21 protein-coding genes are annotated in these 22,886 nt (G+C 40.0%); 11 read left to right on the forward strand and 10 right to left on the reverse strand.

Annotated elements, in window-relative coordinates; translation table 11 throughout:
- Window positions 1-31: 31 nt before the first annotated feature.
- Window positions 32-346 (forward strand): hypothetical protein, encoded by a 315-nt coding sequence (locus ACFSGI_RS20140; protein WP_204826000.1) that lies wholly within the window; start codon window positions 32-34, stop codon window positions 344-346.
- 107 nt (window positions 347-453) lie between these two features.
- On the opposite strand, the gene ACFSGI_RS20145 is transcribed toward ACFSGI_RS20140, so the two are convergent.
- Window positions 454-642, reverse strand: a complete 189-nt coding sequence (locus ACFSGI_RS20145; RefSeq protein ID WP_204826001.1) for a CsbD family protein — start codon at window positions 640-642, stop codon at window positions 454-456.
- Between the two features lie 296 nt (window positions 643-938).
- On the opposite strand from ACFSGI_RS20145, the gene ACFSGI_RS20150 reads away from it, so the two are divergent.
- From ACFSGI_RS20150 to ACFSGI_RS20165, 4 genes are all read left to right on the forward strand, one after another.
- Entirely contained in the window at window positions 939-1,604 is a 666-nt protein-coding gene (locus ACFSGI_RS20150; protein ID WP_204826310.1) for an HAD family hydrolase, read from the forward strand.
- A gap of 48 nt (window positions 1,605-1,652) precedes the next feature.
- The gene (locus ACFSGI_RS20155; RefSeq protein WP_204826002.1) at window positions 1,653-2,981 is read left to right on the forward strand and encodes a cryptochrome/photolyase family protein; all 1,329 of its coding nucleotides are present in this window, start codon (window positions 1,653-1,655) and stop codon (window positions 2,979-2,981) included.
- 190 nt (window positions 2,982-3,171) lie between these two features.
- On the forward strand, window positions 3,172-4,824 hold the full coding sequence (locus tag ACFSGI_RS20160) for an alkaline phosphatase (protein ID WP_204826003.1): 1,653 nt from the start codon (window positions 3,172-3,174) through the stop codon (window positions 4,822-4,824).
- Window positions 4,825-4,989: 165 nt separating this feature from the next.
- The gene (locus ACFSGI_RS20165) at window positions 4,990-5,109 is read left to right on the forward strand and encodes a putative holin-like toxin (protein ID WP_379284198.1); all 120 of its coding nucleotides are present in this window, start codon (window positions 4,990-4,992) and stop codon (window positions 5,107-5,109) included.
- Window positions 5,110-5,343: 234 nt separating this feature from the next.
- On the opposite strand, the gene ACFSGI_RS20170 is transcribed toward ACFSGI_RS20165, so the two are convergent.
- The gene (locus ACFSGI_RS20170) at window positions 5,344-6,195 is read right to left on the reverse strand and encodes a DUF72 domain-containing protein (RefSeq protein ID WP_204826004.1); all 852 of its coding nucleotides are present in this window, start codon (window positions 6,193-6,195) and stop codon (window positions 5,344-5,346) included.
- A gap of 290 nt (window positions 6,196-6,485) precedes the next feature.
- Between ACFSGI_RS20170 and ACFSGI_RS20175 the strand changes: the two genes are divergently transcribed.
- Window positions 6,486-7,088, forward strand: a complete 603-nt coding sequence (locus ACFSGI_RS20175; protein WP_204826005.1) for a nitroreductase family protein — start codon at window positions 6,486-6,488, stop codon at window positions 7,086-7,088.
- Window positions 7,089-7,251: 163 nt separating this feature from the next.
- Here the strand turns inward: ACFSGI_RS20175 and ACFSGI_RS20180 are convergent, their stop codons facing one another.
- Complete coding sequence (locus ACFSGI_RS20180) at window positions 7,252-8,331, reverse strand: DNA alkylation repair protein (protein WP_379284201.1); 1,080 nt, start codon at window positions 8,329-8,331, stop codon at window positions 7,252-7,254.
- 103 nt (window positions 8,332-8,434) lie between these two features.
- On the opposite strand from ACFSGI_RS20180, the gene ACFSGI_RS20185 reads away from it, so the two are divergent.
- Complete coding sequence (locus tag ACFSGI_RS20185; RefSeq protein ID WP_204826006.1) at window positions 8,435-9,070, forward strand: nitroreductase family protein; 636 nt, start codon at window positions 8,435-8,437, stop codon at window positions 9,068-9,070.
- Window positions 9,071-9,178: 108 nt separating this feature from the next.
- Here the strand turns inward: ACFSGI_RS20185 and ACFSGI_RS20190 are convergent, their stop codons facing one another.
- The 3 genes from ACFSGI_RS20190 to ACFSGI_RS20200 form a co-directional block, all read right to left on the reverse strand.
- Window positions 9,179-10,771: an alpha-amylase gene (locus ACFSGI_RS20190; RefSeq protein ID WP_204826007.1), complete on the reverse strand. Its 1,593-nt coding sequence runs from the start codon at window positions 10,769-10,771 to the stop codon at window positions 9,179-9,181.
- A 456-nt stretch (window positions 10,772-11,227) separates the two neighbouring features.
- A complete protein-coding gene (locus ACFSGI_RS20195) occupies window positions 11,228-11,623 on the reverse strand; it encodes a rhodanese-like domain-containing protein (RefSeq protein WP_204826008.1) in 396 nt (131 codons plus the stop codon).
- Between the two features lie 85 nt (window positions 11,624-11,708).
- Window positions 11,709-12,203: a glutathione peroxidase gene (locus ACFSGI_RS20200; protein WP_204826009.1), complete on the reverse strand. Its 495-nt coding sequence runs from the start codon at window positions 12,201-12,203 to the stop codon at window positions 11,709-11,711.
- A gap of 183 nt (window positions 12,204-12,386) precedes the next feature.
- On the opposite strand from ACFSGI_RS20200, the gene ACFSGI_RS20205 reads away from it, so the two are divergent.
- Window positions 12,387-13,028, forward strand: coding sequence for a pyroglutamyl-peptidase I (locus ACFSGI_RS20205; RefSeq protein WP_379284205.1), 642 nt, complete (start codon window positions 12,387-12,389; stop codon window positions 13,026-13,028).
- 89 nt (window positions 13,029-13,117) lie between these two features.
- Here the strand turns inward: ACFSGI_RS20205 and ACFSGI_RS20210 are convergent, their stop codons facing one another.
- Both ACFSGI_RS20210 and ACFSGI_RS20215 read right to left on the reverse strand, forming a co-directional pair.
- Complete coding sequence (locus tag ACFSGI_RS20210; RefSeq protein ID WP_204826010.1) at window positions 13,118-13,453, reverse strand: hypothetical protein; 336 nt, start codon at window positions 13,451-13,453, stop codon at window positions 13,118-13,120.
- A 20-nt stretch (window positions 13,454-13,473) separates the two neighbouring features.
- Window positions 13,474-14,412: an NADP-dependent oxidoreductase gene (locus ACFSGI_RS20215; RefSeq protein ID WP_204826011.1), complete on the reverse strand. Its 939-nt coding sequence runs from the start codon at window positions 14,410-14,412 to the stop codon at window positions 13,474-13,476.
- A 215-nt stretch (window positions 14,413-14,627) separates the two neighbouring features.
- Between ACFSGI_RS20215 and ACFSGI_RS20220 the strand changes: the two genes are divergently transcribed.
- The 3 genes from ACFSGI_RS20220 to ACFSGI_RS20230 are packed head-to-tail and all read left to right on the forward strand — an operon-like array spanning window position 14,628 to window position 20,697.
- The gene (locus ACFSGI_RS20220) at window positions 14,628-17,765 is read left to right on the forward strand and encodes a hybrid sensor histidine kinase/response regulator (RefSeq protein WP_204826012.1); all 3,138 of its coding nucleotides are present in this window, start codon (window positions 14,628-14,630) and stop codon (window positions 17,763-17,765) included.
- Window positions 17,762-18,886, forward strand: a complete 1,125-nt coding sequence (locus tag ACFSGI_RS20225) for a response regulator (protein ID WP_204826013.1) — start codon at window positions 17,762-17,764, stop codon at window positions 18,884-18,886. The genes ACFSGI_RS20220 and ACFSGI_RS20225 overlap by 4 nt, the downstream gene beginning before the upstream one ends.
- A 44-nt stretch (window positions 18,887-18,930) precedes the next feature.
- Entirely contained in the window at window positions 18,931-20,697 is a 1,767-nt protein-coding gene (locus tag ACFSGI_RS20230) for an S-layer homology domain-containing protein (RefSeq protein ID WP_204826014.1), read from the forward strand.
- Window positions 20,698-20,783: 86 nt separating this feature from the next.
- Here the strand turns inward: ACFSGI_RS20230 and ACFSGI_RS20235 are convergent, their stop codons facing one another.
- Both ACFSGI_RS20235 and ACFSGI_RS20240 read right to left on the reverse strand, forming a co-directional pair.
- On the reverse strand, window positions 20,784-21,650 hold the full coding sequence (locus ACFSGI_RS20235) for a helix-turn-helix domain-containing protein (RefSeq protein ID WP_204826015.1): 867 nt from the start codon (window positions 21,648-21,650) through the stop codon (window positions 20,784-20,786).
- A 74-nt stretch (window positions 21,651-21,724) separates the two neighbouring features.
- Window positions 21,725-22,858 carry a Gfo/Idh/MocA family protein gene (locus tag ACFSGI_RS20240; RefSeq protein WP_204826016.1) on the reverse strand — a complete coding sequence of 378 codons (1,134 nt, stop codon included), beginning with the start codon at window positions 22,856-22,858 and terminating at the stop codon, window positions 21,725-21,727.
- Between the last annotated feature and the right edge of the window lie 28 nt (window positions 22,859-22,886).

Raw genomic sequence — 22,886 nt, forward strand, 5'->3', positions numbered from 1 at the left:
GTACATATAAAATAAAGTAGGTGATTTGTCTATGATTATGATGAAGAAATTAAGTATCATTACAGTAGCAAGTGCGCTTGTACTGACTGCTGGTGTAGCTGTGCATAGCTTTGCAAATGCTAACGAGGTTACAGATCAACAGCAAGCCAGTCTGTCACAGATGCAAGAACTTCAAAACAGAGTCGGTACTATTTACAACGAATATGGTATTTTTTATCGAGTAGATGCTAGTCATCCGCTTCCTGCTCCTGACCATACACATACTGTATATGATGATGCCGATGTGAATGCGTCTACTACTGTGATCATGATGGACTCGGGTACCTTTGTTAAAGGCAAAGAATAATAAAAACAAGAACGCAACAAAAAGCTCACCTCGCATACAACGGGGTGAGCTTTTTTATAACATGATATTCATTACAGATACACTACAATGAATACTGATTATTGATCTTAGTGGCGGTTATGATCGTCTTTTGCTTCGCCGACTTTTTGTTGTACTGCGCCTTTAGCTTTATCTACTTTACCTTCTGCTTGTAGAGAAGTGTTATTCGTAGCATTACCTACTTGATCTTTCACTTCGCCTTTAGCTTTAGATACTGCACCTTTAATTTTATCGCCCAAACCGTTATCGTTACTCATCATTAACATCTCCTATTCAAATAGAATAAATTTGTATTTAATGCAAAGGAATCATTTTTAAATGACCAACAAGTTGTCTATGCTTTAGCTCGAACTTGTTGATAGGTAACATTACCCGACAGCATTATGATTTAAACAATATGTGTGAATCGTTTGACAAAAGATTACATGAACAGACAAAATGTTTAAAAAGTAAAAGGATTGCCTCATACTTTACTTTATAAATAATCTAACAATTGAATACGATGGGATCGATAAAGATACAAACTTTGATTAAAGGGGAGAAACAGAAAATGATAAAAGCAGTTGTGTTTGATTTTGATGGATTGATTTTGGATACAGAAAGTGTCTGGTTTGAATGTTATCAAGAGGTGCTACGTACGTATAAGATGGAATTAGCACTGGAACAATTTGCACCAAGTATTGGTACACATGGAACCGAATTTCTGGATTATATCGATCTAACGTTGAAGCAGCCGGGCATTTCAGCAGAAGTCGATAAAGCAGTGAGTCTGTTGCATAATCAGAAAATGGAGCAGTTGGAAGCTCGTGCAGGTGTGCATGAGTATTTAGAAGAAGCACAGCAATTGGGACTGAAAATTGGTCTTGCAACCAGTTCTAATCGTGCATGGATTGATCGCTTTTTGACGAAATTAGGATTAGCCGATTATTTTCAAGTCATTCGCACCAGTGATGATGTGAGCAAAGTCAAACCTGACCCTGAACTGTACACACAGGTAGTTACTGCGCTTGGAGTAGAACCGTACGAAGCACTGGCTTTTGAAGATTCATTAAATGGATTGACCGCCGCCAAAGCAGCCGGATTACGCTGTACGATTGTACCGAATCCGGTGACATCCTTTTTGCCATTTGAACACCATGATCTACGATTAACTTCAATGACAGAGATGACCTTGACTGAAATCATCGACCGTATGAATGAAAGTACGCCAAAAGGGTAATGCCTAATAAAGACTAGCAGATTTATATAAGATGAGGAGGAATTGCTTTTGAAATTATTTATTCATCGCAAAGATTTACGAGCTCATGATTTGATCGGATTTAATTATATTCATGAAGCCGAAGCAGAAAGTGTACATCTACTGATTATCGATCCTTTTTTATTGCGAAAAGGAAGAGAAAAAGAGCACAGTGGTGTGAATTTTCTACGTCATGTGCATCGTCTCCAGAAGTTATATCAAGCAGAACACAAAACGCTACATATCGTATATGGAGAGCCTGATACTGTGTTAGAGCATGTGTTGGATAAGCTCGATATTGACGAAGTGGTGACTCACCGCGATTTTACCCCGTATGCCAAAGAACGAGATCGCAAATTAAAAGCTGTAGCAGACAAAGCCGATATTGCTTTTACATTACTGGTGGATCATATGTTAATCGATGTGGAGCAATTTACAGATTTTACAGGCAAAGATGGCTTTTATAAAGTGTTTGCTCCATTTCATCGTAAATGGTTAGACTTTCTGGAACAGCATCCTAATCACGCTTCCAGTATCAGTCTGAAAGATTTACATGTCTCCCGCGCCCAATTGGAATTGCCTGCAAAATTTGAGTTACCTTTTTCATTAGATGATTATGAGCCAGCAGAAGATCCAGAACCGATCCTGCATACTTTTCTCAAAAGCAAAATTGTCGATTATGGCGAAGAACGTGATTATTACAGTATCGATCCGTCCAGTGATCTCAATCCCCATGTAACGATTGGAGCGATCTCAATCCGGCAGATGCTTGATGATGCATTACGTACAGAGGGGCATGAAGAATGGGTTCGCCAATTGTCTTTTCGTGATTTCTACTTGTATCAGGCGATCTATGATGAACATTATTTCAAATATGAACACAAATATGATTTGTCTGCATTAACCGATCAGCATTTTGAAGCATGGTATAAAGGAGAAACCGGTATTCCGGTGATTGATGCGTCGATGAGACAATTAAATGAAACAGGTCGAATCCACAATCGGTTGCGGATTTTATCCGGTATGTTTTTGACCAAAAATTTGCAATGTCCTTTTACATTAGGAGAGCAATATTTCCGGCGTAAATTATTGGATTACGATAATGTGATCAATCGAGGCAATTGGATGTGGTGTGCTTCATTAGGAATTAATTCGTCTCCTTATTTCCGGGTTGTGAACCCGGTGACTCAATCTGCCAAATATGATCCAGAAGGCGATTATATTCGGGAATGGATGCCAGAATTAAAAGACTTATCTGCGAAAGAAATTCATCAACCACAAAAAAATGCAATCGTTGATCTCAAAACATCGCGTGCGAGCGCAATCGAAACGTACAAAAAAATCGTGAATAATGTGTAAAAAATGCCTATATAAAAGGTTTTATAAGGTTTATTTGAATAATGACATATAAAATCAAAGATTTAATATAGCATTGATAATTGAGCTTGAATTTAACAAAGATCGCACGTAATAAAGATATTCATTTGATAATTGATTGCTACAATCATCCTGTTCGTAAAGCAAAAAGGGGATGATTGTTATATTTAAGATGATGAACAGACACAAATTAAATCAGCTACACCTTTCGATTACAGCGGGAACACTGGCTGTCTCATTACTGCTTGGTCTTTCTGGTGAAACAGTTAGTGCGGCGAGTAAAGAACAGCCAGAGATTCGTGCCAAAAATGTAATTATGCTGATTCCAGATGGAATGAGTATGGATGGTACGACGCTAGCCCGTTGGTATAACGGAGGCAAAGCATTAGCGCTTGATGAAATGGCAAGTGGACTGGTGCGTACATATTCTGCGGATGCAGCGATCGCTGACTCGGCTCCCGCAGGAACAGCTTTTGCTACAGGATTCAAATCACATACCGGTTATGTAGGCGTATTGCCTGATCAAAATACAATGCCAGGGCTTCCTAAATTAGCAGCGGGTGATGCTAAAAAGCCTGTTGCCAATATAGTGGAAGCGGCACGATTAGCAGGTAAATCGACAGGAATTATTGCCACTTCTGAGATTATGCATGCCACTCCAGCAGACTTTAGTGCTCATTATCCAGATCGAAGCAATTATGATGCACTTAGCGAACAACAAGTGTACGCAGGTATGGATGTTGTATTGGGCGGAGGAGCTACTTATTTTACACCAGCAGGGCGCGATGATGGCGAAGACTTAACCAAAGTGATTGCTAACTCTGGTTATAACATCGTTAAAAATACAGCAGAACTCAAAGCCGCTTCATCCGGTAAGTTATGGGGCATGTTCGCAGATACAGCGATGGCAAACGATATGGATCGTGATCCTGTGAAGCAACCGAGCATAGCAGAAATGACCGACAAAGCGATTCAAGTCCTTTCCCAAAATGAAGAAGGATTCTTCTTGATGGTAGAAGGTAGTAAAGTGGATTGGGCGGCTCATGCGAATGATCCGATCGGTATTATTAGTGAAGTGAATGCTTTTGATCGTGCTGTTGCGAAAGCACTTGCTTTTGCCAAACAAGATCAGAATACATTGGTGATTGCAGCGACCGATCATGGTAACGGTGGTATTACGATTGGTGATGTGGGTACAACAGGAACGTATGACGAAGAACCGCTATCTACCTTTATCGCTCCTTTGAAAAAAGCAAAAGCAACCGGTGAAGGATTGGAAAAGAAATTCAATAGTAACCGTAGCAATATCAAAGCAGTGATGAAGCAATACTATGGCATTACTGATCTGACCAAAGAAGAGATCGCTACGATCAAAGCAGCAGAAAAAGGTAAAATGAATTATGCTGTAGGTCCAATGATTAGCAAACGCGCTCATATCGGCTGGACAACAGGCGGTCATACGGGTGGCGAAGTGGCTCTGTATTCGTATGCACCGGGTGGTGTACAGTTAACAGGTGTTGTTGAAAATAGCGATATCGCTGGTTATATGGCGTCTGCATTGCAAGTCAATCTAGCCGATGTATCGAAGCAATTATTTGTGCCCGCCAAAACTGCTTTTGCCGCTAAAGGTGCTACCGTTAAATGGGATGCTACCGATGCGCGTAATCCAGTTGTCGTGGTAACCAAAGGAAATGATACATTACGACTGCCTGTATTTAAAAATACAGCAGACTGGAACGGCAAAACAGTAAAATTAAAAGGCAATGTTATTCATAACGGCGTACAGACTTATGTACCACAAGATGCTGTTGATTTATTCTCATAAGTGATACCAAACAAAAAGTCATATCTCTTGATTAGAGATATGACTTTTTTACGTTAATTGTGATATACTCCAAATAACAACAGAATAGCAGAGATAGGCGGTCGGCTAATCTCCTTTGTGACCAGACTTTTGTAACTAATGATGTTGCAAGTTTGAAAGGGGGTGATGCTTGTGGAGGTTAAAGATACACTCACTTTAATGATTCAGTTCGGTATTCTTATTATTACATTACTGGGCTTAGTCGTTAGTATAGTTGTAGCAATTAATCAAAACAAAAAGAAATAGACCGCCTCCCCAAGGTATGGGTCTATTTCTTTTGTAAGTAGATCACTATGTTGGAGTTGCTGACCGCTCTTCAATGCGGGTCTGTTGCCAGATTGTGCAGGTGCTACCAACATCTGTACAATCTTTTTTTTATACTTTGATTATACGCTTTGTTTGTTAGGGGTTCAAGCCATTTATTGAAAATAATACTTTTTTACGTATTCATAATGTGAATATAAAATCCATTAATATATCCTATGAAGATGAACTTCCAATATCATGTTTTTCAGACAAAACGTTTTGATCAGCTAACATCTCGATTAATTCTTTGGCATTCGGAGTCGCATCGCCAGCAGAATTGTTATTGAACACCACATATACATGTTCGGACTGATTTTGAATCTCTAGCAATCGATCCCGCCATTCTGTTAATTCTTCGGTATTGTACTTATACAGATACCTCAGCTTGCGCCAGTTGGGATCACTGCTTTTATGCCAGCCATCTACATTGCGTCCATGCATACGTACATAGGTCGCTTGTTTGGAAGTAGCTGCGGTAATAATCGGAATCGAGCCCATACCTGCTTGAGGTTCATCGACAATCGTATGAATCCAGTCTTCTTTTCGCATAAAGTCGAGCGTTTTTTCTCTAAATTCTGGCATATACCAGGTCTGGTTCCGAAATTCTAAAGCACAAGGAATATCGCCCATCAGTTCACGCGTTTCACGTAGCGTATCGACATTGTCACGATTACATTCAAACCACGGTGGATATTGAAATAACGCCATCCTTAATTTGCCTGCATCTATCGCTGGTTGCAATGACACATGGAACGCTTGGAACATTTCTTCTTTGGTATCAAAATAATTCTTTTTCCCGCGTAAATGTCCGGTCATGCCTTGATAGGCTTTAAATACAAAGCCAAAATGATCGGGTGTCTGTTCTACCCATTTGGTTACATTTTTGACAGGCTGAACTGCGTAAAATGAACTATCTATTTCAACGATAGGAAAATGCTCACTATACGTAGGTAATCGTTCAGGCGCTTTGATTTTGCCATACAATTCAGGATGATCTCCAAATCCTGTGAGTCCGATCTCAATCATGATGGTTATCCTCCTACCGTCCCTAATTTTCAATCACTATAATGAGTTTGAGTTCTAAATAGTATTAAACGAAAGAGTGAAACCTTTAAACAAATGCAAGTATAGTGTCTATACTCCTATCTTATTTTTCCATGCTTATACTCATCTTTACAGCTCTATCTATCAAGAAAATACGTTATCTTTCTCTTTATTTTCGTAGGTTACTGATAGTTTTTCATCACAATGGGTAAATAAGATAGGAGCACCATATTAACATTCCATACTCAATTCATTGAAGGAGGAAGATTATAATGACAAACCCGGATATACTTAGTGCTATGAAGAACAGAAGAAGTATTTATGGTATTAGCAAAGAAGCTGTAACTTCTGACGAACGTATTCAAGAGATTGTAGAAGAGGTGGTACTACATACACCATCCGCATTTAACTCTCAAAGTGCTCGTGTGATTGTGTTGTTAGGTGAAAAGCATGATCAATTGTGGCAGTTTACAACAGATATTTTGAAAGAAATCGTACCTGCTGACAAATTCGGCCCAACACAAGAAAAAATGGATAGCTTCCAAGCAGGTTATGGTACGATCCTATTTTTCGAAGATGAGTCAGTTATTCGCGGTATGCAAGAGCAGTTCCAAGCGTATCAAGATAACTTCCCGGTATGGTCACAACAATCTTCCGGTATGCATCAATATTTGATCTGGACATTGCTTGAAGCTGAAGGTTATGGCGCTTCATTACAGCATTACAATCCATTGATCGATGAGAAAATCAAAGCAGAATGGGATATTCCAGAATCATGGAAATTGGTTGCAGAAATGCCATTCGGTAAACCAACAGCACCAGCAGGTGACAAAGAGTTCAAACCGCTTGAAGAACGCATTCGCGTTTTGAAATAATTGCTACTATTAAAAAGCAAGCTAACTACAGGTAAATGCTGTAGCTAGCTTGCTTTTTTTCGTATAACGAGGCGCTATAAGATTGTAAATAAAATTCGTATATTGTAGATAAGATTCGTATTTTAGATCATAAGTGTGTAAGCCATTATAGTATTCAAATCAATTACATCTCTAGTTGAAATGAAGCTTTATCTTGCTCTACACCATTAATATAGATCGATACATAATGAATACCTGCATAATATTTACGTGTTGTAATTTCTTTGAATAGATGCTTTTTAGTAAGAAAATGACTACCCGGTGTAAAAGATTTGGCTGTCCATTTGAATCGTTTGGGTACATTTTTGCCGTTTGCTTTCAGATGGTGAATCTCGTAATCAATCCGTAGCGATTGATCTGTAGACGATTCATTCATTAATAAAAAAGAAAACTCTACATAATCGCCCATCATGACTGCTGTAGGCTGAATATGAAAATTGGCAATATGTACCTCTTCACTGGCTATATAACCGAATAGTTGCAAAATCGCCGGATGATCTCGCTTGAGTAGCGTTCGGCAACCATGACGCACAATCCAATCGGTATGTGTATCATGACCGTACCATTCTTTGGCTAACTCAGCGATTCGTTCAGGATGGTCTTTAGCAATATCATTAAGATGATTGGCGACACTTTTACGTACATAAAGCGAAGGATCGGTTTTGAGCTGTGTTAAGCGTTCAAGGGTTGGCGATGGGTCTTGAATAAATAAAGGTAGCTGTGTCGCCCAGGGTAAGCGTGGACGGAATCCTTCGCTAGCCAGACGACGTAGATGCTCATTATCGCTTGCAATCCAGCGATCCATCTGTGCTAACATCTGTTCAGGATACCGGATAATAAATGGACGTACAGCAAACTCAGCACTAGAATATACAGTAAATACTTCCAGAGCACGTATAGAACTATCCAGATGCTCTAACCCATTCAACTCTACATAATCCGGGAAAAATAAATATTCGACTCCCCGGCAACTGGGAGCAACCTGAATCAAGATATCTATCGCTTGCTCATAAGGAAGAGGCAGAGCTACAGTGATTGCTTGCGCGATATGTCGTAACCGCTGCTTAAAAGCCAGTTCGTGCCACCGATCATCATAAATTTGCTTGAAAAATACATCGGCATCAAATGCAGTAGAATGACTCTGTATACAATCAACAAAATGTTGTAAAAAAGACTCGCTAAATCGATCTTTAAAGTTTTCCATAATGTCACTCCATTATTTTTTTATTTAGCTATACATATTTAAGGTAACTAACCGATAAAATAATATATACTATCATTTAGTTACGAGAAAGAAGGAGAAACTATTGGGAGAATTTTTGGATGTATACAAAGAAAGAAGATCAGCCGCTAAATTTTTGCCAGATGTTCAGATCACCGAAAAAGAATTAGACGAAATCTTCAATCTAGTTAAGCTTGCACCTTCTGCTTTTAATTTGCAACATGTTCATTATGTGGTGATTAATGATACCGAAGGTAAGCAAAAAATGTATGAAGCTTCAGGTAAACAATATAAAGTACTTACGTCATCGGCTGTAATTGTCGTCTTAGGAGACACCAAAGCCCATGAGCATACTGCTGAAATCTATGAAGGTATGTTCAATCTCGGTATACTGAGCAAGCAAGAATATGACCAGACTGTGTCGTCCACGATTCAATTTTATCATGATCGAGGCGAAGGTTTTCAAAAAGAAGAAGCGATTCGTAATGCCAGCCTGTCGGCAATGGCGTTGATGTTGATTGCTAAAGAAAAAGGTTGGGATACCTGTCCTATGATCGGCTTTGATCCTGTACAAGTCGCGACTGAACTTCATGTGCCTGATACATATGTACCTGTTATGATGATGACGATCGGGAAAGAAGATACAAACAGTCAACGACCACGCGGTTACCGCAAGCCTGTAGCTGAATTTGTAAGTTATCATTCTTTTCAATCCAAATAATATAACGTATATATCATATCAAAGTATAAAAAAGCGGAATATCTCTTCTTCTGAATTAGAAGAGTATATTCCGCTTTTGTTAGATATAAAGGATTTCTTTAATTAATATTAGTGAGTTGGTGCAGGTTCATTGTCATTAGAATCTTCTGAACCGCGATCTGCTACCACGTGTCCTTCTAATTCTTCGCCTTCAGGTACAGCGACACAATGATCATCTTCTTCCGTGTTCTCTTCATGATCGATATCCAGTTCAGGCAACGCCCATACCGATACACTACCACCGTTGACAGGGAAAGTCGCCCAACCATCTTCTTCAATCGTAATATGGTCTTCACGCGCATTGGTCATATCTACCCAGATTTCACCGGCATGTTCTTCACCGATAAACATCCGTTTGTCGCCACCATCGCTATTAGACATCACGACTGCACAACCGGAACGTTCGATTTCTTCGATACCTTTACGTACCCAACCAATAATATTAGCATCATCGAAGTAATCGTCTTGTTCACCATATGCTTTGTTATAACGGGAATATAGCAAGCAATCCAGCATATCTTTTTTGCCTTCTACTGGATGTTCGCCACCGATTCCGAAGTAATCACCATAGAATACACAAGGATATCCATCTTTACGTAACAAGATCAATGAATATGCTAGTGGTTTGAACCAATCTTCAATCCAAGATTCCAACGCTTCATTAGGCTGAGAATCATGATTATCAACAAAAGTTACAGCATGTGTGGGGTGAGTCTGTACTAATGTATCGTTGAAAATCGTTGAAAGATCAAAAGCCGCTCCGGATTGAGAAGCTTCATGTAATTTGTAATGTAGCGATACATCAAATAGATCAATCTGATAATCAACCGTATCCAAGAACTCCTGAGTAGCGGCTAATTCAGGATTCCAGAACTCGCCTACGATATAGAAATCTTGTCCACGTTTGTTGATCATTTCGCCTACAAATTCACGTAGAAATTCGTAGTTGATATGTTTAATAGCATCCAGACGGAAGCCGTCACAACGGGTTGTATCGATCATCCATTTACCCCAGTTGATCATTTCTTCGCGTACTTCTGGAACATTATAATCTATGTTAGCAAACATCAAATAATCATAGTTACCAAATTCATTATCTACATTCTCATTCCATTGTTTGCCTTCATCAGCAATACGGAAAATACCAGTACGTTCTGCGCGTGCATCATAATCGGTACCATTGAAATGATGATAATTCCATTTGAAAGCAGAGTATTCTTCGCCACGACCAGGGAAAGTGAATTTTGTCCAACCTTCGATTTCAAATGGCTCAGAAATTTCTTCTGTGCGGTTGTTCGGATCGACTTCGATGACGTGGAATGCTTCTGTTTCATCGGCTCCTGCTTTGTGGTTCATGACCAAATCCGTATATACATTGATTCCAAGACGGTGGCAGGCAGCTATCGCATCCAGCAATTCTTTTTTGGTACCATATTTGGTGCGTACCGATTCTTTTTGATCAAATTCACCCAAATCATACAGATCATACACACCGTATCCTGTATCCTGTGGTGTATGTCCTTTGGTTACCGGAGGAATCCATACTGTTCCGATTCCTGCTTTTTTCAAGTCTTTTGCTGTCTCCTGCAATCTTTTCCAGTGTGAACCATCAGCCTCGACATGCCATTCAAAAAATTGCATCATTGTTACATTGCGACTCATCTATTATTACCCCCTTGATCTTTTCAAGCGAACGACCTGCCACCGGAGGAAGAAGAGAGACCATAACTCTCAAAGATACCAATCTCGGCGTAGACTGCGTACGGCTGTGAAAAACATTACCCATTTAGTTATGGATGTTAAACGTAGTAAATTGTAGGTTATGGCTATAATGTAGAAGAGTAGCTACTTTTAATAAGTGATTAAGAGCATTTAAGCAGAAATATCGCGATATTTAGCCATTTTTATAAAAATAATCTTTTATCAACATCAGAACAACTTTTATAAAAATCCAAAAATGAGAACGATTACAAAAAATATCTATTATTATTTACCCTTATCAGTAATAAGCCATTCGGTATGATATGTAGGCAATGGAATAGACAAAAAGCCTTGAAAGTAATCTTCAAGGCTTTCTCTGAGAAATATATTTACAAATAGAGTTGTATGAAAATAAAATTATGCTTCTTCGACTTCAAAGCCAGCTTGTTTCCATGCTGCTGTTCCGCCATCGATATAAGCTACATCAGTGAAGCCCATTTCTTTCAAAAGGTAAGCACCAAGAGCAGCTTGTCCGCCTGCACCACAAGTCACTAGAATCGGACGTGAACGATCTGACAAACGACCATCGCGCAGTTCTTCTGGCAATTGTAGATCAGCACGAATTGGCAACATACCCAACGTGATATTAGCGCTACTTGGAATTAGACCACAAGCTCCAGCGTCTTTAGCATCCTGTACATCAATAATAAATGTTTCAGGTTGTGCGTTGATTTTTTTGCGTGCTTCTTCAGAAGATACACCAGGTACGTTATTTCTTGCTTTTGTTACCATATCCGTAAATGTTAATGCCATTGTTCATCGACCTCCAGTTAGTTAGTGTAAAAGTAGTACTTCATCATTATTTTACCACAATTTAACAACTGTATTCAGCATACAATTAGTTTAACTTTTCACCAGCAAGTACTTTTTGAATATCACTTTCTACTTCTGCTGGATCAAGACGTGATGGATATTGTTTAACCACATTTCCCTTTTGATCAACCAAGAATTTGGCAAAATTCCATTCGATCTCGCCTGTACGAGAAGGTGCAGGAGTCTCATTCACTAGATATTGGAACAACGGATGAGCTGTCTCACCAATGACATCTACTTTAGAGAATAGCGGGAAACTAACGTTGTAGTTCACCTGACAAAATGATTTGATATCTTCTTCTGTGCCTGGCTCTTGTCCTTTGAACTGGTTACAAGGGAAACCAAGTACTTTGAATCCTTGTTCTTGATACGTATCGTATAATTTTTGCAGACCTTCATATTGAGGAGTTAGACCGCAACCACTTGCTGTGTTCACGATAAGGAGTACATCACCGTTATAATCGGCAAGAGACTTTTCTTCTTTATCAATTGTTGTTGCTGAATAATCGTATACTGACATTCTATTCCATCTCCTTTTAAAATGATTTTGCAAAATTTAATTTCAAAAAATATATATCTTAATTGTAACGTATTCATTTTAAATGTCAATGTCCAACATGATCATCTTCATGTAAACTGTAAAGAAACCAGAAGTCTTTTTTTGTACGAATAGCACACCAGTATACGATACAGGAGGCGGTATATGATGAAACTATTATTATCTGGATTTGAACCATTTGGTGGTCATACCATCAATCCAACACAGTCTTTATTGCAAGCGATGGAAGATTACTCATTTACAGATATTTCGTTAGAACTGCATACGATTTTGTTACCTGTACATTATGATGAATGTGTAGAGTTGTTGCTGGCTGAAGTGGAAAAGTTTCAGCCTGATATCATTATTGCTTGCGGGCTTGCCGCAGGACGCACAGCCGTTAATCTGGAACGGATTGCTGTGAATATCAAAGATATCGAAGCTTCTAGTTATGCAGATAACCGTAATGAACGTCCACAAGATATACCGATTCGAGCAAATGGCCCGGATGGATTATTTTCAACGTTACCGATTCGGGTGATTACTGATCGCTTGATCGAAAATGGGATTCCAGCCGTTATTTCCAATACAGCCGGAACGTTTATCTGTAACAATGTGATGTACGGTATGCTGGATTATATCAAACAGTCCAGTCCGGGTGTACTCGCAGGCTTTGTTCATTTTCCAGCGTCTACAGAAATGGCATTGCATAAGCCCAGTCTTCCGACATTGCCGATCAACTTAATGGCACGAGCACTACAATTAATTATACGTACGACTGTAGAACAATTGCAAAAAGACGAATAATCTACAGTAACGTCTGATGGCTATTCTAATCTATCAAAAAATAAAAACCTCTTATTTCGGGAAGATATCGAATAAGAGGTTTTGTTTTATTAGCTTATAGTAGAAGAGCGTGAATGTCGTCTGATACGCCATCGATAGATCCAGATCACGATTGCCCATACAAGACTGACCAACATAATCGGGAACATCAATAACAATGGAATATCGATTAACGCTCCTATCGGTTCTGGGTGTGTAAGTTGATAAATATAACCCGGTAGAAGAGCGCATAATCCTAATACAAATAAGATTGTGGTACCGATCCAGCTTTTACGAGAAAAACGTGAACCGGTCAAAATTATAAATAATAAGATCAGTAATTCAATCAACCAGATTAAGCGAAATAAAGGATCTGAAAATACAGTTGCTGGATTAATCCATCCCATTGGATATTGCACCACCGTTTCTATTCAAACGTGATTACAATTTTACCTTTAGCATGATGAGTCGCACTTAATTCATGAGCTTCTTGTAGACCTTTTTCAGAGAAAGGAATTTCAGTGCCGACGATTGCTTTGAGCTTGCCTTCCGCCATCAATAGCGCTAACTTCTGCAATTGTTCACCATTCGGTTCTAACCAGATCGACTTGGCAGTTACATCGTATTGAGCTTTGAGCTTCTCATCCGGTTCGCCAACGATAGAGATCAAGCGTCCTGTACCTGGTTTGAGAACTTTAAAGCTATCTGCTTGAATCTTATCACCCATCGTATCGAACACTAGATCAATATCGGATAACACTTCGGCAAAGTCGGTCGATTTATAATCGATTACTTGATCTGCTCCTAATGATTCAAGAAATTCTTTATTTTTTTCGCTAGCTGTGGTGATAACATGTGCTCCTGCATTTTTGGCAAGTTGGATCGCTAGACTACCAACACCACCTGCACCCGCATGAATCAATACCGTTTCGCCTGATTTCAACTGTCCATGATCGAAGAGGGCTTGCCATGCAGTGAGTCCTGCTAAAGGAATCGAAGCCGCTTCCTGAAACGTTACACTGACAGGCAATGCTGCTAATAAATGATCATCTACAAGTGTATATTCGGCATACGTACCAAAACGTGTCGTTTCCGGGCGAGCAAATACTTCGTCTCCGATTTTCCATTCAGTCACCGCAGATCCGACTTCTGTAATCACGCCGGCAGCATCCCATCCCAAAATAATAGGGAACTCCCAATCCATCATTTGTTTTAAATAACCTGCACGTAATTTCCAGTCAATCGGATTGATCGAAGTCGCTTTTAATTTGACAACCACTTGATGTTCTCCGGGCACAGGATCAGGAACATTCATTTCTTTCAGTTCTTCTTTTTCACCATATTGTTCGATTACAACTGCTTTCATAAGTATTCCTCCTTATATGCTATGACTCTACCATTAACATACACCAAATCAAACATCTTGAATAATTAACGAAAAGGCTAACTTTTTTTGCTTCAAAACCAACATTTCTGGATGCTTTTAACCGTTATATACATTAGAACATGAACTATTTTGCGCAAACCTGCAAATCGTTCTTACATAAATCGTCAACATCAGAAGAAAATGAAGGAGCCGTTATGAAAAAACAATGGCTAGTCCCTATAATTGTATTGTTGTTAATCGCTTTGCCTGTATACGGATTTATCCGGCAATATCTTGTCGATAAAATAGACGATCCTGTCGCGCAACATGGCGTGATCGATTTGCGCCAGTGGGATTACACTGCCAATGGTACGGTATCGCTAAATGGAGAATGGGATATATATCCTTCTGTTCTTCTGAATCCGCAAGATTTTCAAAATGGAAAAGCAGTACAAACCAGTACTCCGGCGCAACCTATTCAAGTTCCTCAAGCGTGGAATCAAGTGATGGAACAACATGGTGCTTCGGCTTTCGGCTATGCCACATATCATTTGCGTATTCTGGTAGCCAATCCGCAACAAGCAGAACAATTATACGGTATTCATGTCAAAAATATTCGTACAGCCAGTCGGATATTTATCAATGGACAATTTGTAGGATCTAGTGGGTCGCCAGGCACTACAGCTTCTACAACGATCCCGAACAATGTTCCTTATAACACATGGGTTCCTGTAAAGGGAAATACGATTGATTTAATCGTTCAAGTATCGAATTTTAGTTATTCTTCTGGAGGTATTGCTTATCCGATCAACTTTGGCGATCTAGCGGCGATTACGAAAGAACGTGAAATTTCGATTATTAGTGATATTGCAGTTATGGGAGGATTTTTGCTTCCAGGTCTTTATGTTTTGATTTTGTATCATATGCGTCGTAAAGATCAGACTTTGCTATATCTTGGATTTTTCTGTATTGCTGCTTTTATACATGTATTAACGCATGGAGAAAAGTTATTCAGTATGGTATTACCACATCTTTCCTACGATATCGTATTGCGTGTTCAGTTGATCTGCTCGGTTACTTTCTATTACTGTTTGCTGTTTTATGTGAGTCAATCGTTGCCGAATGTAGCACATACTTGGGTGTTACGTAGCTATCGAATCATGTCGATCCTTTTGCTGATTATGAGTCTGGTGACACCGACTTCGGTGTTTACTCAAGTGGATAAAGCTTGGTTTGTATCTAATTTGCTGACTATTGCTTATATTCTCTACATTGTTGTCAGAGCAGTTATACGCAAGCAACCGAATAGTCAGTCGATGTTGTTAAGTGTTCATAGTCTGGCGGTCGTTGCGATTATCAGTTTAATCAGTTTGCGAGGAATTGTAGATAATACCGTTATTATTCCTTTAGAAGTGCTATTTTTTGTAATTACACAGTGTCTGATGATCGGTCGTCAATTTGCGCTTTCTTTTCAACAAATTGAGAATCTATCTCAGCAATTACTAACGTTAGATGAGTTGAAAGATGAATTTATCGCTAATACCTCACATGCGCTGCGTACACCTTTGCATGGCATGATTAATATGACTGAATCACTGGTTGAAGGAGCGGCGGGCCCTGTAGCAGACAAGCAAGCCGAGCAACTGATCTTAGTCTCTTCAACAGGGCGTAAGCTAGCAGCTCTAATCAACGATATTCTCGATTATTCTAAATTAAAAAATGGAGATTTATTGTTAGATCGCAAAGCTGTTGATCTGCGTACAGTTGCAGAATCTGTACTGGAAATTGTTAGTTATACCGCAGCAGGACGGCAGATTGTTTTTATCCAAGAATGGCCTGAATATGTACCTCCGCTGTATACCGATGAAGATCGGTTAAATCAGATTTTGTATAACTTGCTTGGTAATGCTGTGAAGTTTACAGAGCAAGGAGAGATTCGTTTTATTGTAGAAGTAGGTGTGCAAGCTGTTACTTTTTCTGTAATAGATACAGGGATCGGAATCGAAGCAGATCGGTATGAAGATATTTTCAAATCATTTGAGCAAGGGTTAGGGCTATCCGAACAAAGTTACGCCGGTACAGGGCTTGGACTTAGTATTACTAAAAAGCTTGTTGAATTGAATGATGGACAGATCACAGTAGACTCGGTTCCAGGTCAAGGATCTACATTTACAGTGACGTTGCCGATAGCCGATGTTCCGGTCACCAAAGAACTGATCACGCTCTCCAAACCGATCACTGTTCAACACAAAGTCAAACTATCGCTCTCCAAAAACAAACCTGTGTTGCAACGCGAAAAAGAGGCAGTCACTCATACCGATGAACAATTATCTGCTACTCCGCATACTCATGTAATTTTGATTGTTGATGATGATCCGGTGAATTTGCAGGTGTTAAATAATATTTTATCGTTACAACAGTATGTAGTCATTGAAGCTCAAAGTGGTACACAAGCGTTGGATAAATTACGGTATCATCCAAAGATTGATTTAATGATTACCGATTGGATGATGCCTGCGATGTCTGGACTGGAATTATGTCGCCAAGTTCGTCAACGGTATTCTTTGACTGAATTACCGATATTGATGTTAACTGCACGAAGTCGTCCTGAAGATATTCAGAATGGATTTGCCGCAGGGGTAAATGATTTTCTAGGCAAGCCTGTGCATGCGATTGAGCTTAGAGCAAGGGTGAACACATTACTAGCACTCAAATCGTCTGTACAGACGGTATTGCGAACAGAAATGGCTTTTTTACAAGCGCAGATTAAGCCCCATTTTTTATACAATGCGTTGAATACAATTATTGCGATGTGCTCGATTGATTCTGATCAAGCCTCAGAATTATTGATTGAACTGAGTCAGTATTTACGGCGGAGTTTTGATTTTCAGAATCGAGATCAGTTAACGACATTAAACAAAGAAATTGAATTGATTCAATCATATTTATTTTTGGAAAAAGCACGCTTTGATGAACGGTTACAGGTTGTATGGGATATAGATCGCGAAATGGGACAAATGATTCCACCGCTTAGTATCCAACCGCTTGTCGAAAATGCAGTACGACACGGATTGATGAACAGAGCAGCAGGAGGCATACTGACGATTTCGATTCAAGAACAACAGAATGATTTGTTAGTACGTATTCAAGATGATGGTATCGGTATTGCCCCTGACAAGATTCAAGCGTTGTTAACAGGAGAATCTGCTGTTTCTGCCAATAGTGGTGTAGGTGTGATTAATATTCACAAACGACTACTCGCCATGTATGGAGAAGGGCTTCACATTGAAAGTTCTATCGGCAAAGGAACAATAGTAAGCTTTATTATTCCGGGAGGTGAAATAAGCGCATGAGAGCGATTTTGATTGATGATGAGAAACCAGCATTGTTACACTTGGAAAAACTGTTACACAAAGATGGCGAGATTGAAGTCGTTGGAAAATATACATTTGCTCAAGCAGGAATTGATCATTTGAAAAAAGACAAAACCGATATTGTTTTTCTCGATATCGGTATGCCCGAGATCAACGGTTTAGAAGCGGCTGAATATATTCAACAGATCGATCAGAGTATCAAAATTGTTTATATTACAGCCTATTCTGAATATGCTCTAGAAGCTTTTGAATTGAACGCACTCGATTATATATTAAAACCAATTGTGCCTGTTCGTTTCCAAAAAACATTAGAGCGGATTCGCAATTCAGTTCCAGCAACCCAACCTGTAGAGACTGAGCCTGTGGATGATGTTGTCAAAGTATTATGCTTTAAGCGACTTACTTTACAAGATGGGCACCCTGATGGCAAAAAGCTAAAATGGCGTACGATGAAAGCTCAAGAATTGTTTGCTTTTCTGATGCATCATAAAGGAGAATGGGTCTCCAAAGAAAAAATTATAGATGCGTTATGGCCGGAATATACAGAAGAAAAAGCAACAACCCATTTGCATACATCGGTATATCAAATTCGGAAATTACTCAAAGAATGGGGTATCACAACCAAGCTGGAATATGCACAAGAAGGATACCGCTTGAGTCAAGAAGGCATTATGAATGATGTCGATCGATTTGAAGCAGGAATTCAAGCAGACAAAGATTATGCCGAAGATTGCTACCTTCAAAATGATCACTTGTTGTCTTTATATCGAGGTGATTATTTAGAAGAACATGATTATCCGTGGGCAAGTATTCGTCGTCAAAATTTATTGCAAGCTTATATGAATTTGCTGTTCACTACCGCGCAATATGAGATCAACCATAATCGGGAACAACAAGCGATTCAGCGCTTATTAGGTGCATGGCAAAAAGACCCGTATTCTGAAGAAATTTGCCGATTATTAATGAGTGCTTATGCTAGTATCGGTCATTATGCTTTGCTGGCAAGTTGCTATAGAAGCTTTGTGAATTTGTTACATGAAGATCTGGGCATTGAACCTGAAAAAGAAACAGTGCAATTATATCAACGGCTTCATCCATAAATCACCAAAACTACGTGATTATTAAAAAGAATAGAGGGTTAGCGATGAAGCATGATCGAGGACGTGATATCAGTCGATATTCACTGTATGTCTGCTGTATCAGTCTGCTAATGATGGTAACGTGGGGATGGGGTGCTGTACAAGATGTTCAAGCCGCCGAGATATCAGCACCATCATCAGATAGCTTATTATCACCTGTTGTTGCAGCATCTTCGATAGATTTAGCAGATGTAGGGGTAAATATTTTAGCAGGCTGGCTTACAGGAACTACTACAGCGATGGAGTATAGTGTAGATTCTACGAATGGCACTAATGGTACGTGGGTTCAAGCAGAACTTATGGTCACACCTGTACAATGGCAACCTGGCTATCTGTATATTCGAGAACAAGCAGATCCTAGTCATTTTCGCTTGTTAGCTGTTATTCAGTTGGGTAGAGATGGTGGGTATGTATTTGTCGATCCAACTGTAACCTCTGTTGTACCGGATCAAGTAGATTCGTCTCTTACAGAACCTGTTATCGAATCCGCAGACTCCGCAGATTCTACAACTACGCCTAGCGATAACAACACAGTGAATCGTCCGCTAGTTACGATAGAACCGACTACAGATCATACTACATTATCTACATCTACGATTCGTATAAACACTCCTTTAGCGATTCAACAACTAACAGCCGATAACAATCATCGACTAATGATTCCAATCTCAAATCAAGAGCCATTGATTCAAGTGCCGATTGAAGGTTCATTATTACAAGCATTATACGAGCAAAATGGTTCGCTAATGATTGTCTGCCCGCAAGTAACGTACACTTTACCGATAGCTACCCTACAGCAACAACAATTGATTCAATCATTTACCAATCCACCATCTACAGTCACACCAATTACATTCATCATTAATATCAGTACACCATCCAGTAGTGAAATAGCACCGCTACAATCTATTGCGAACCAACAAGGACTGACGGTGATCGGTTCTCCTGTAACTATTCAATTACATGCTGAATACAATGGACAGACAGTAGCAGTGAATCCGCAGGCAAATGATCAAAGTCTTGAAGTAACGATGTCAGTACCTGATACAACATCTGCTTCGGCTTATCCAGTCACTACAGCGATTGTGTATCACAGTGATCAGACAATTAATCCTGTGCCTACCGTAATCTCATCGTCAGCAGACCGTCAGCCTAGCGCACATATTCATGGATGGAGTAACGGGATCTATGCGCTGATATCGCATCATCAATCTTTTGTCGATATGAATACGCATTGGAGTCGTACAGATGTTAACGATATGGCTTCAAGGCTTGTAGTAACAGGAGAAAAGGGAGGAATATTTGCCCCGGATCGACTGGTAACCCGAGCAGAATTTGCAGCGATGATTGTCAGAGCACTAGGATTGTCTGCTGAACCAAGCAAGATCACTTTTTCCGATGTGCATGATTCTGATTGGTATGCTGGTGTGATCGGGAGCGCCAGTAATCATGGATTGATCGAAGGATATAAAGATACGACATTTCGCCCGAATCAACAGATTACCCGCGAAGAAGCAAGTGAAATATTGAGTCATGCGATGAAATTAACAGGCTTGCGTACCGATATGACGACTAATGAAGCCAATGCACAGCTAAATGGTTTTTCCGATCGCAAGCAAGTCTCCAATTGGGCTGTGCCTGCATTGGCTTTGGCTGTCAAATATCATATTGTTGAAGGTGCTCAAGGAGCTATTAATCCACAAAGCGATGTGTCACGCGGACAAGCAACAGCGATGATTCGCCGCTTATTGCAACAATCCGGCTGGATCTAATCTCAATCATCCTCAATCATAATCCAACACAATAAAAGCCTATCCCTGAAAAGATTTATACACAGGGGTAGGCTTTTGTGCTAGTGCTAGTGTTCATTGATCGCATCTCGTAACCATCTGGCACGATACACTTCAGGAGAACAACCAACCATTTGCTTGAACAATCGGCTAAAATGAGTCAGTTGCTTGAATCCTACCAATCGACTAGCTTCAGTGATCGATAGATCGGACTGGTATTGCAACAACAATGTGGCTTGTGTGATCCGCCGATTGTATAAATATTTGAATACCGTTGTGCCTGTCGATTGCTTGAACACGCTTGCAATATAAGGCTTGGACAAATGGAGGTGATCTGCAATATCATCCAGAGTGATATCGTTCATATAATGAGCTTCGATATAATCAAGAATCTCTTGAGCATATCCTGACTTTCCGATACGTTCATAGGTGATATGTTCTTGCTTACAACGTTCAGCAAGCAGTGATAATAGATCACACATACGCATCATAAATCGCAGCGATACTTTTTCATGTTGCTGAGGAGCGATCTGTTGTAGATACGCTAACGACTGCTCCCATTCTGCTTGTTGTTCTAGATTGAGAGACAGACGGCAATTCCCGATATGTTCAAAAGGATACAGCAATTCCGAGATATGTTCAGGTTGAATATAATTGTGTAACACCGCTGGATCGAAATGCAAAATCGAGCGAATATACGGTTGATCGGGTGCAGGATGAGGGCGATGCAAAGTCATACCATGCATCAATAACACATCACCCGGACGCAGATCATAACTACGATCTCCTATAATATAGGTGCACACACCGGCATGAAAATAATAAATTTCATAATGTAAATGAGAGTGGAATCCGTCTACGGTTGGTGGCTGAAAAGGCATTTCCGAGCGATATCCATACGTCACAGACTGGTCTAAACGCAATGTGTTAGGCATCTTGCCAGTGTACCTCCTGCAATGGGTCTATTTATCTTATGATCTTGACTCCATTGTAACACTGGCAGAGAACACTAGGACAGTCGATTGGCGAAAGGAACAGTCGCAAATCCTTGTAAAGCGTCTGTTCTTTTCCATGCTTGCTGTTGCGCTAGCAGACAGAGTTCAGCGGCTTTGAAGGCATGTTCTTGAGTCATAGCGTGTTCGGTTCGCTCCAACACATCCAGAATCAATTGACCGAAAAATGGATAGCCTACTTTACCTTTGACTTCAAAATGATATTCGCCTTCATGATTAACCAGATAGACATGATCGCCTGCGGTATCCCGGGCAATATCGACATACTTACGCAGTTCAATATAACCGTCTGTGCCTAGAATAGTTGTGCGTCCGTCTCCCCATGTGCTAAGACCTTCCGGTGTAAACCAATCGACACGCATATATCCTGAAGCACCACTATTCCCAAACAATGAAATTTCACCGAAGTCTTCTAATTCAGGATATTGAGGATGATGAAAATTAGCTACACGACTATGCTGAATCGTCGCATCTGTAGACCCAGTAAATGTTAAAAATTGCTCGATCTGATGGCTCCCAATATCGCATAGAATCCCTCCATATCGTTCTCGCGCAAAAAACCAATCCGGTCGCTTCGTCGCTTGTAAGCGGTGTGGCCCTGTACCCATAACCTGTACTACCTGTCCGATAGCCCCTTGCTGAATCAACTGCTCTGCATAGACCGCACTTTCCACATGCAGACGTTCACTATAATAGACCATATATTTACGCCCACTGTGAGCAGTTTCGACTTTGGCTTGAGATAATTGTTCCAATGTCGTAAAAGGCGCTTTGTCAGTAAAATAATCTTTGCCTGCTTGCATCACCTGTATGCCAAGAGGCCCTCGATCTGCTGGAATCGCAGCAGCAGCGACTAGAACAATCTCATCATCTTGTAAAATATGTTCCAGTGTTGGTGCAATGCTCACTTGAGGAAATTGCTTGCAAAATTGCTGTACTTTGAGTGGATCAGGATCATATACCCATTTTAGCGAAGCACCAGCTTGTACTAATCCTTCGCACATCCCATAGATATGCCCATGATCCAGTGCAGCTACAGCTACCTGACATTGACCAGGGGCGCATACTGGTTGAGCTTGATAGTCACTGGTTGGCGCGTAAAACATACCGTCTTTTGACGAATGAATCATAGCTTACCTCCTTAACATATATTCACTT

It is taken from the genome of Paenibacillus nicotianae (assembly GCF_042681745.1).
In the GTDB taxonomy this organism is placed as follows: Bacteria; Bacillota; Bacilli; order Paenibacillales; family Paenibacillaceae; genus Saccharibacillus; species Saccharibacillus nicotianae.

Excerpts from the sequence above, each read along its gene's own strand:
- ACFSGI_RS20165 (WP_379284198.1), top strand. The coding sequence starts at position 4,990 with ATGCTTGTGGAGGTTAAAGATACACTCACTTTAATGATTCAGTTCGGT.
- ACFSGI_RS20145 (WP_204826001.1), bottom strand. The coding sequence starts at position 642 with ATGAGTAACGATAACGGTTTGGGCGATAAAATTAAAGGTGCAGTATCT.
- ACFSGI_RS20175 (WP_204826005.1), top strand. The coding sequence starts at position 6,486 with ATGACAAACCCGGATATACTTAGTGCTATGAAGAACAGAAGAAGTATT.
- ACFSGI_RS20195 (WP_204826008.1), bottom strand. The coding sequence starts at position 11,623 with ATGGCATTAACATTTACGGATATGGTAACAAAAGCAAGAAATAACGTA.
- ACFSGI_RS20180 (WP_379284201.1), bottom strand. The coding sequence starts at position 8,331 with ATGGAAAACTTTAAAGATCGATTTAGCGAGTCTTTTTTACAACATTTT.
- ACFSGI_RS20225 (WP_204826013.1), top strand. The coding sequence starts at position 17,762 with ATGAGAGCGATTTTGATTGATGATGAGAAACCAGCATTGTTACACTTG.
- ACFSGI_RS20205 (WP_379284205.1), top strand. The coding sequence starts at position 12,387 with ATGATGAAACTATTATTATCTGGATTTGAACCATTTGGTGGTCATACC.
- ACFSGI_RS20240 (WP_204826016.1), bottom strand. The coding sequence starts at position 22,858 with ATGATTCATTCGTCAAAAGACGGTATGTTTTACGCGCCAACCAGTGAC.
- ACFSGI_RS20190 (WP_204826007.1), bottom strand. The coding sequence starts at position 10,771 with ATGAGTCGCAATGTAACAATGATGCAATTTTTTGAATGGCATGTCGAG.
- ACFSGI_RS20220 (WP_204826012.1), top strand. The coding sequence starts at position 14,628 with ATGAAAAAACAATGGCTAGTCCCTATAATTGTATTGTTGTTAATCGCT.
- ACFSGI_RS20170 (WP_204826004.1), bottom strand. The coding sequence starts at position 6,195 with ATGATTGAGATCGGACTCACAGGATTTGGAGATCATCCTGAATTGTAT.
- ACFSGI_RS20200 (WP_204826009.1), bottom strand. The coding sequence starts at position 12,203 with ATGTCAGTATACGATTATTCAGCAACAACAATTGATAAAGAAGAAAAG.
- ACFSGI_RS20230 (WP_204826014.1), top strand. The coding sequence starts at position 18,931 with ATGAAGCATGATCGAGGACGTGATATCAGTCGATATTCACTGTATGTC.
- ACFSGI_RS20215 (WP_204826011.1), bottom strand. The coding sequence starts at position 14,412 with ATGAAAGCAGTTGTAATCGAACAATATGGTGAAAAAGAAGAACTGAAA.
- ACFSGI_RS20210 (WP_204826010.1), bottom strand. The coding sequence starts at position 13,453 with ATGGGATGGATTAATCCAGCAACTGTATTTTCAGATCCTTTATTTCGC.
- ACFSGI_RS20140 (WP_204826000.1), top strand. The coding sequence starts at position 32 with ATGATTATGATGAAGAAATTAAGTATCATTACAGTAGCAAGTGCGCTT.
- ACFSGI_RS20160 (WP_204826003.1), top strand. The coding sequence starts at position 3,172 with ATGATGAACAGACACAAATTAAATCAGCTACACCTTTCGATTACAGCG.
- ACFSGI_RS20235 (WP_204826015.1), bottom strand. The coding sequence starts at position 21,650 with ATGCCTAACACATTGCGTTTAGACCAGTCTGTGACGTATGGATATCGC.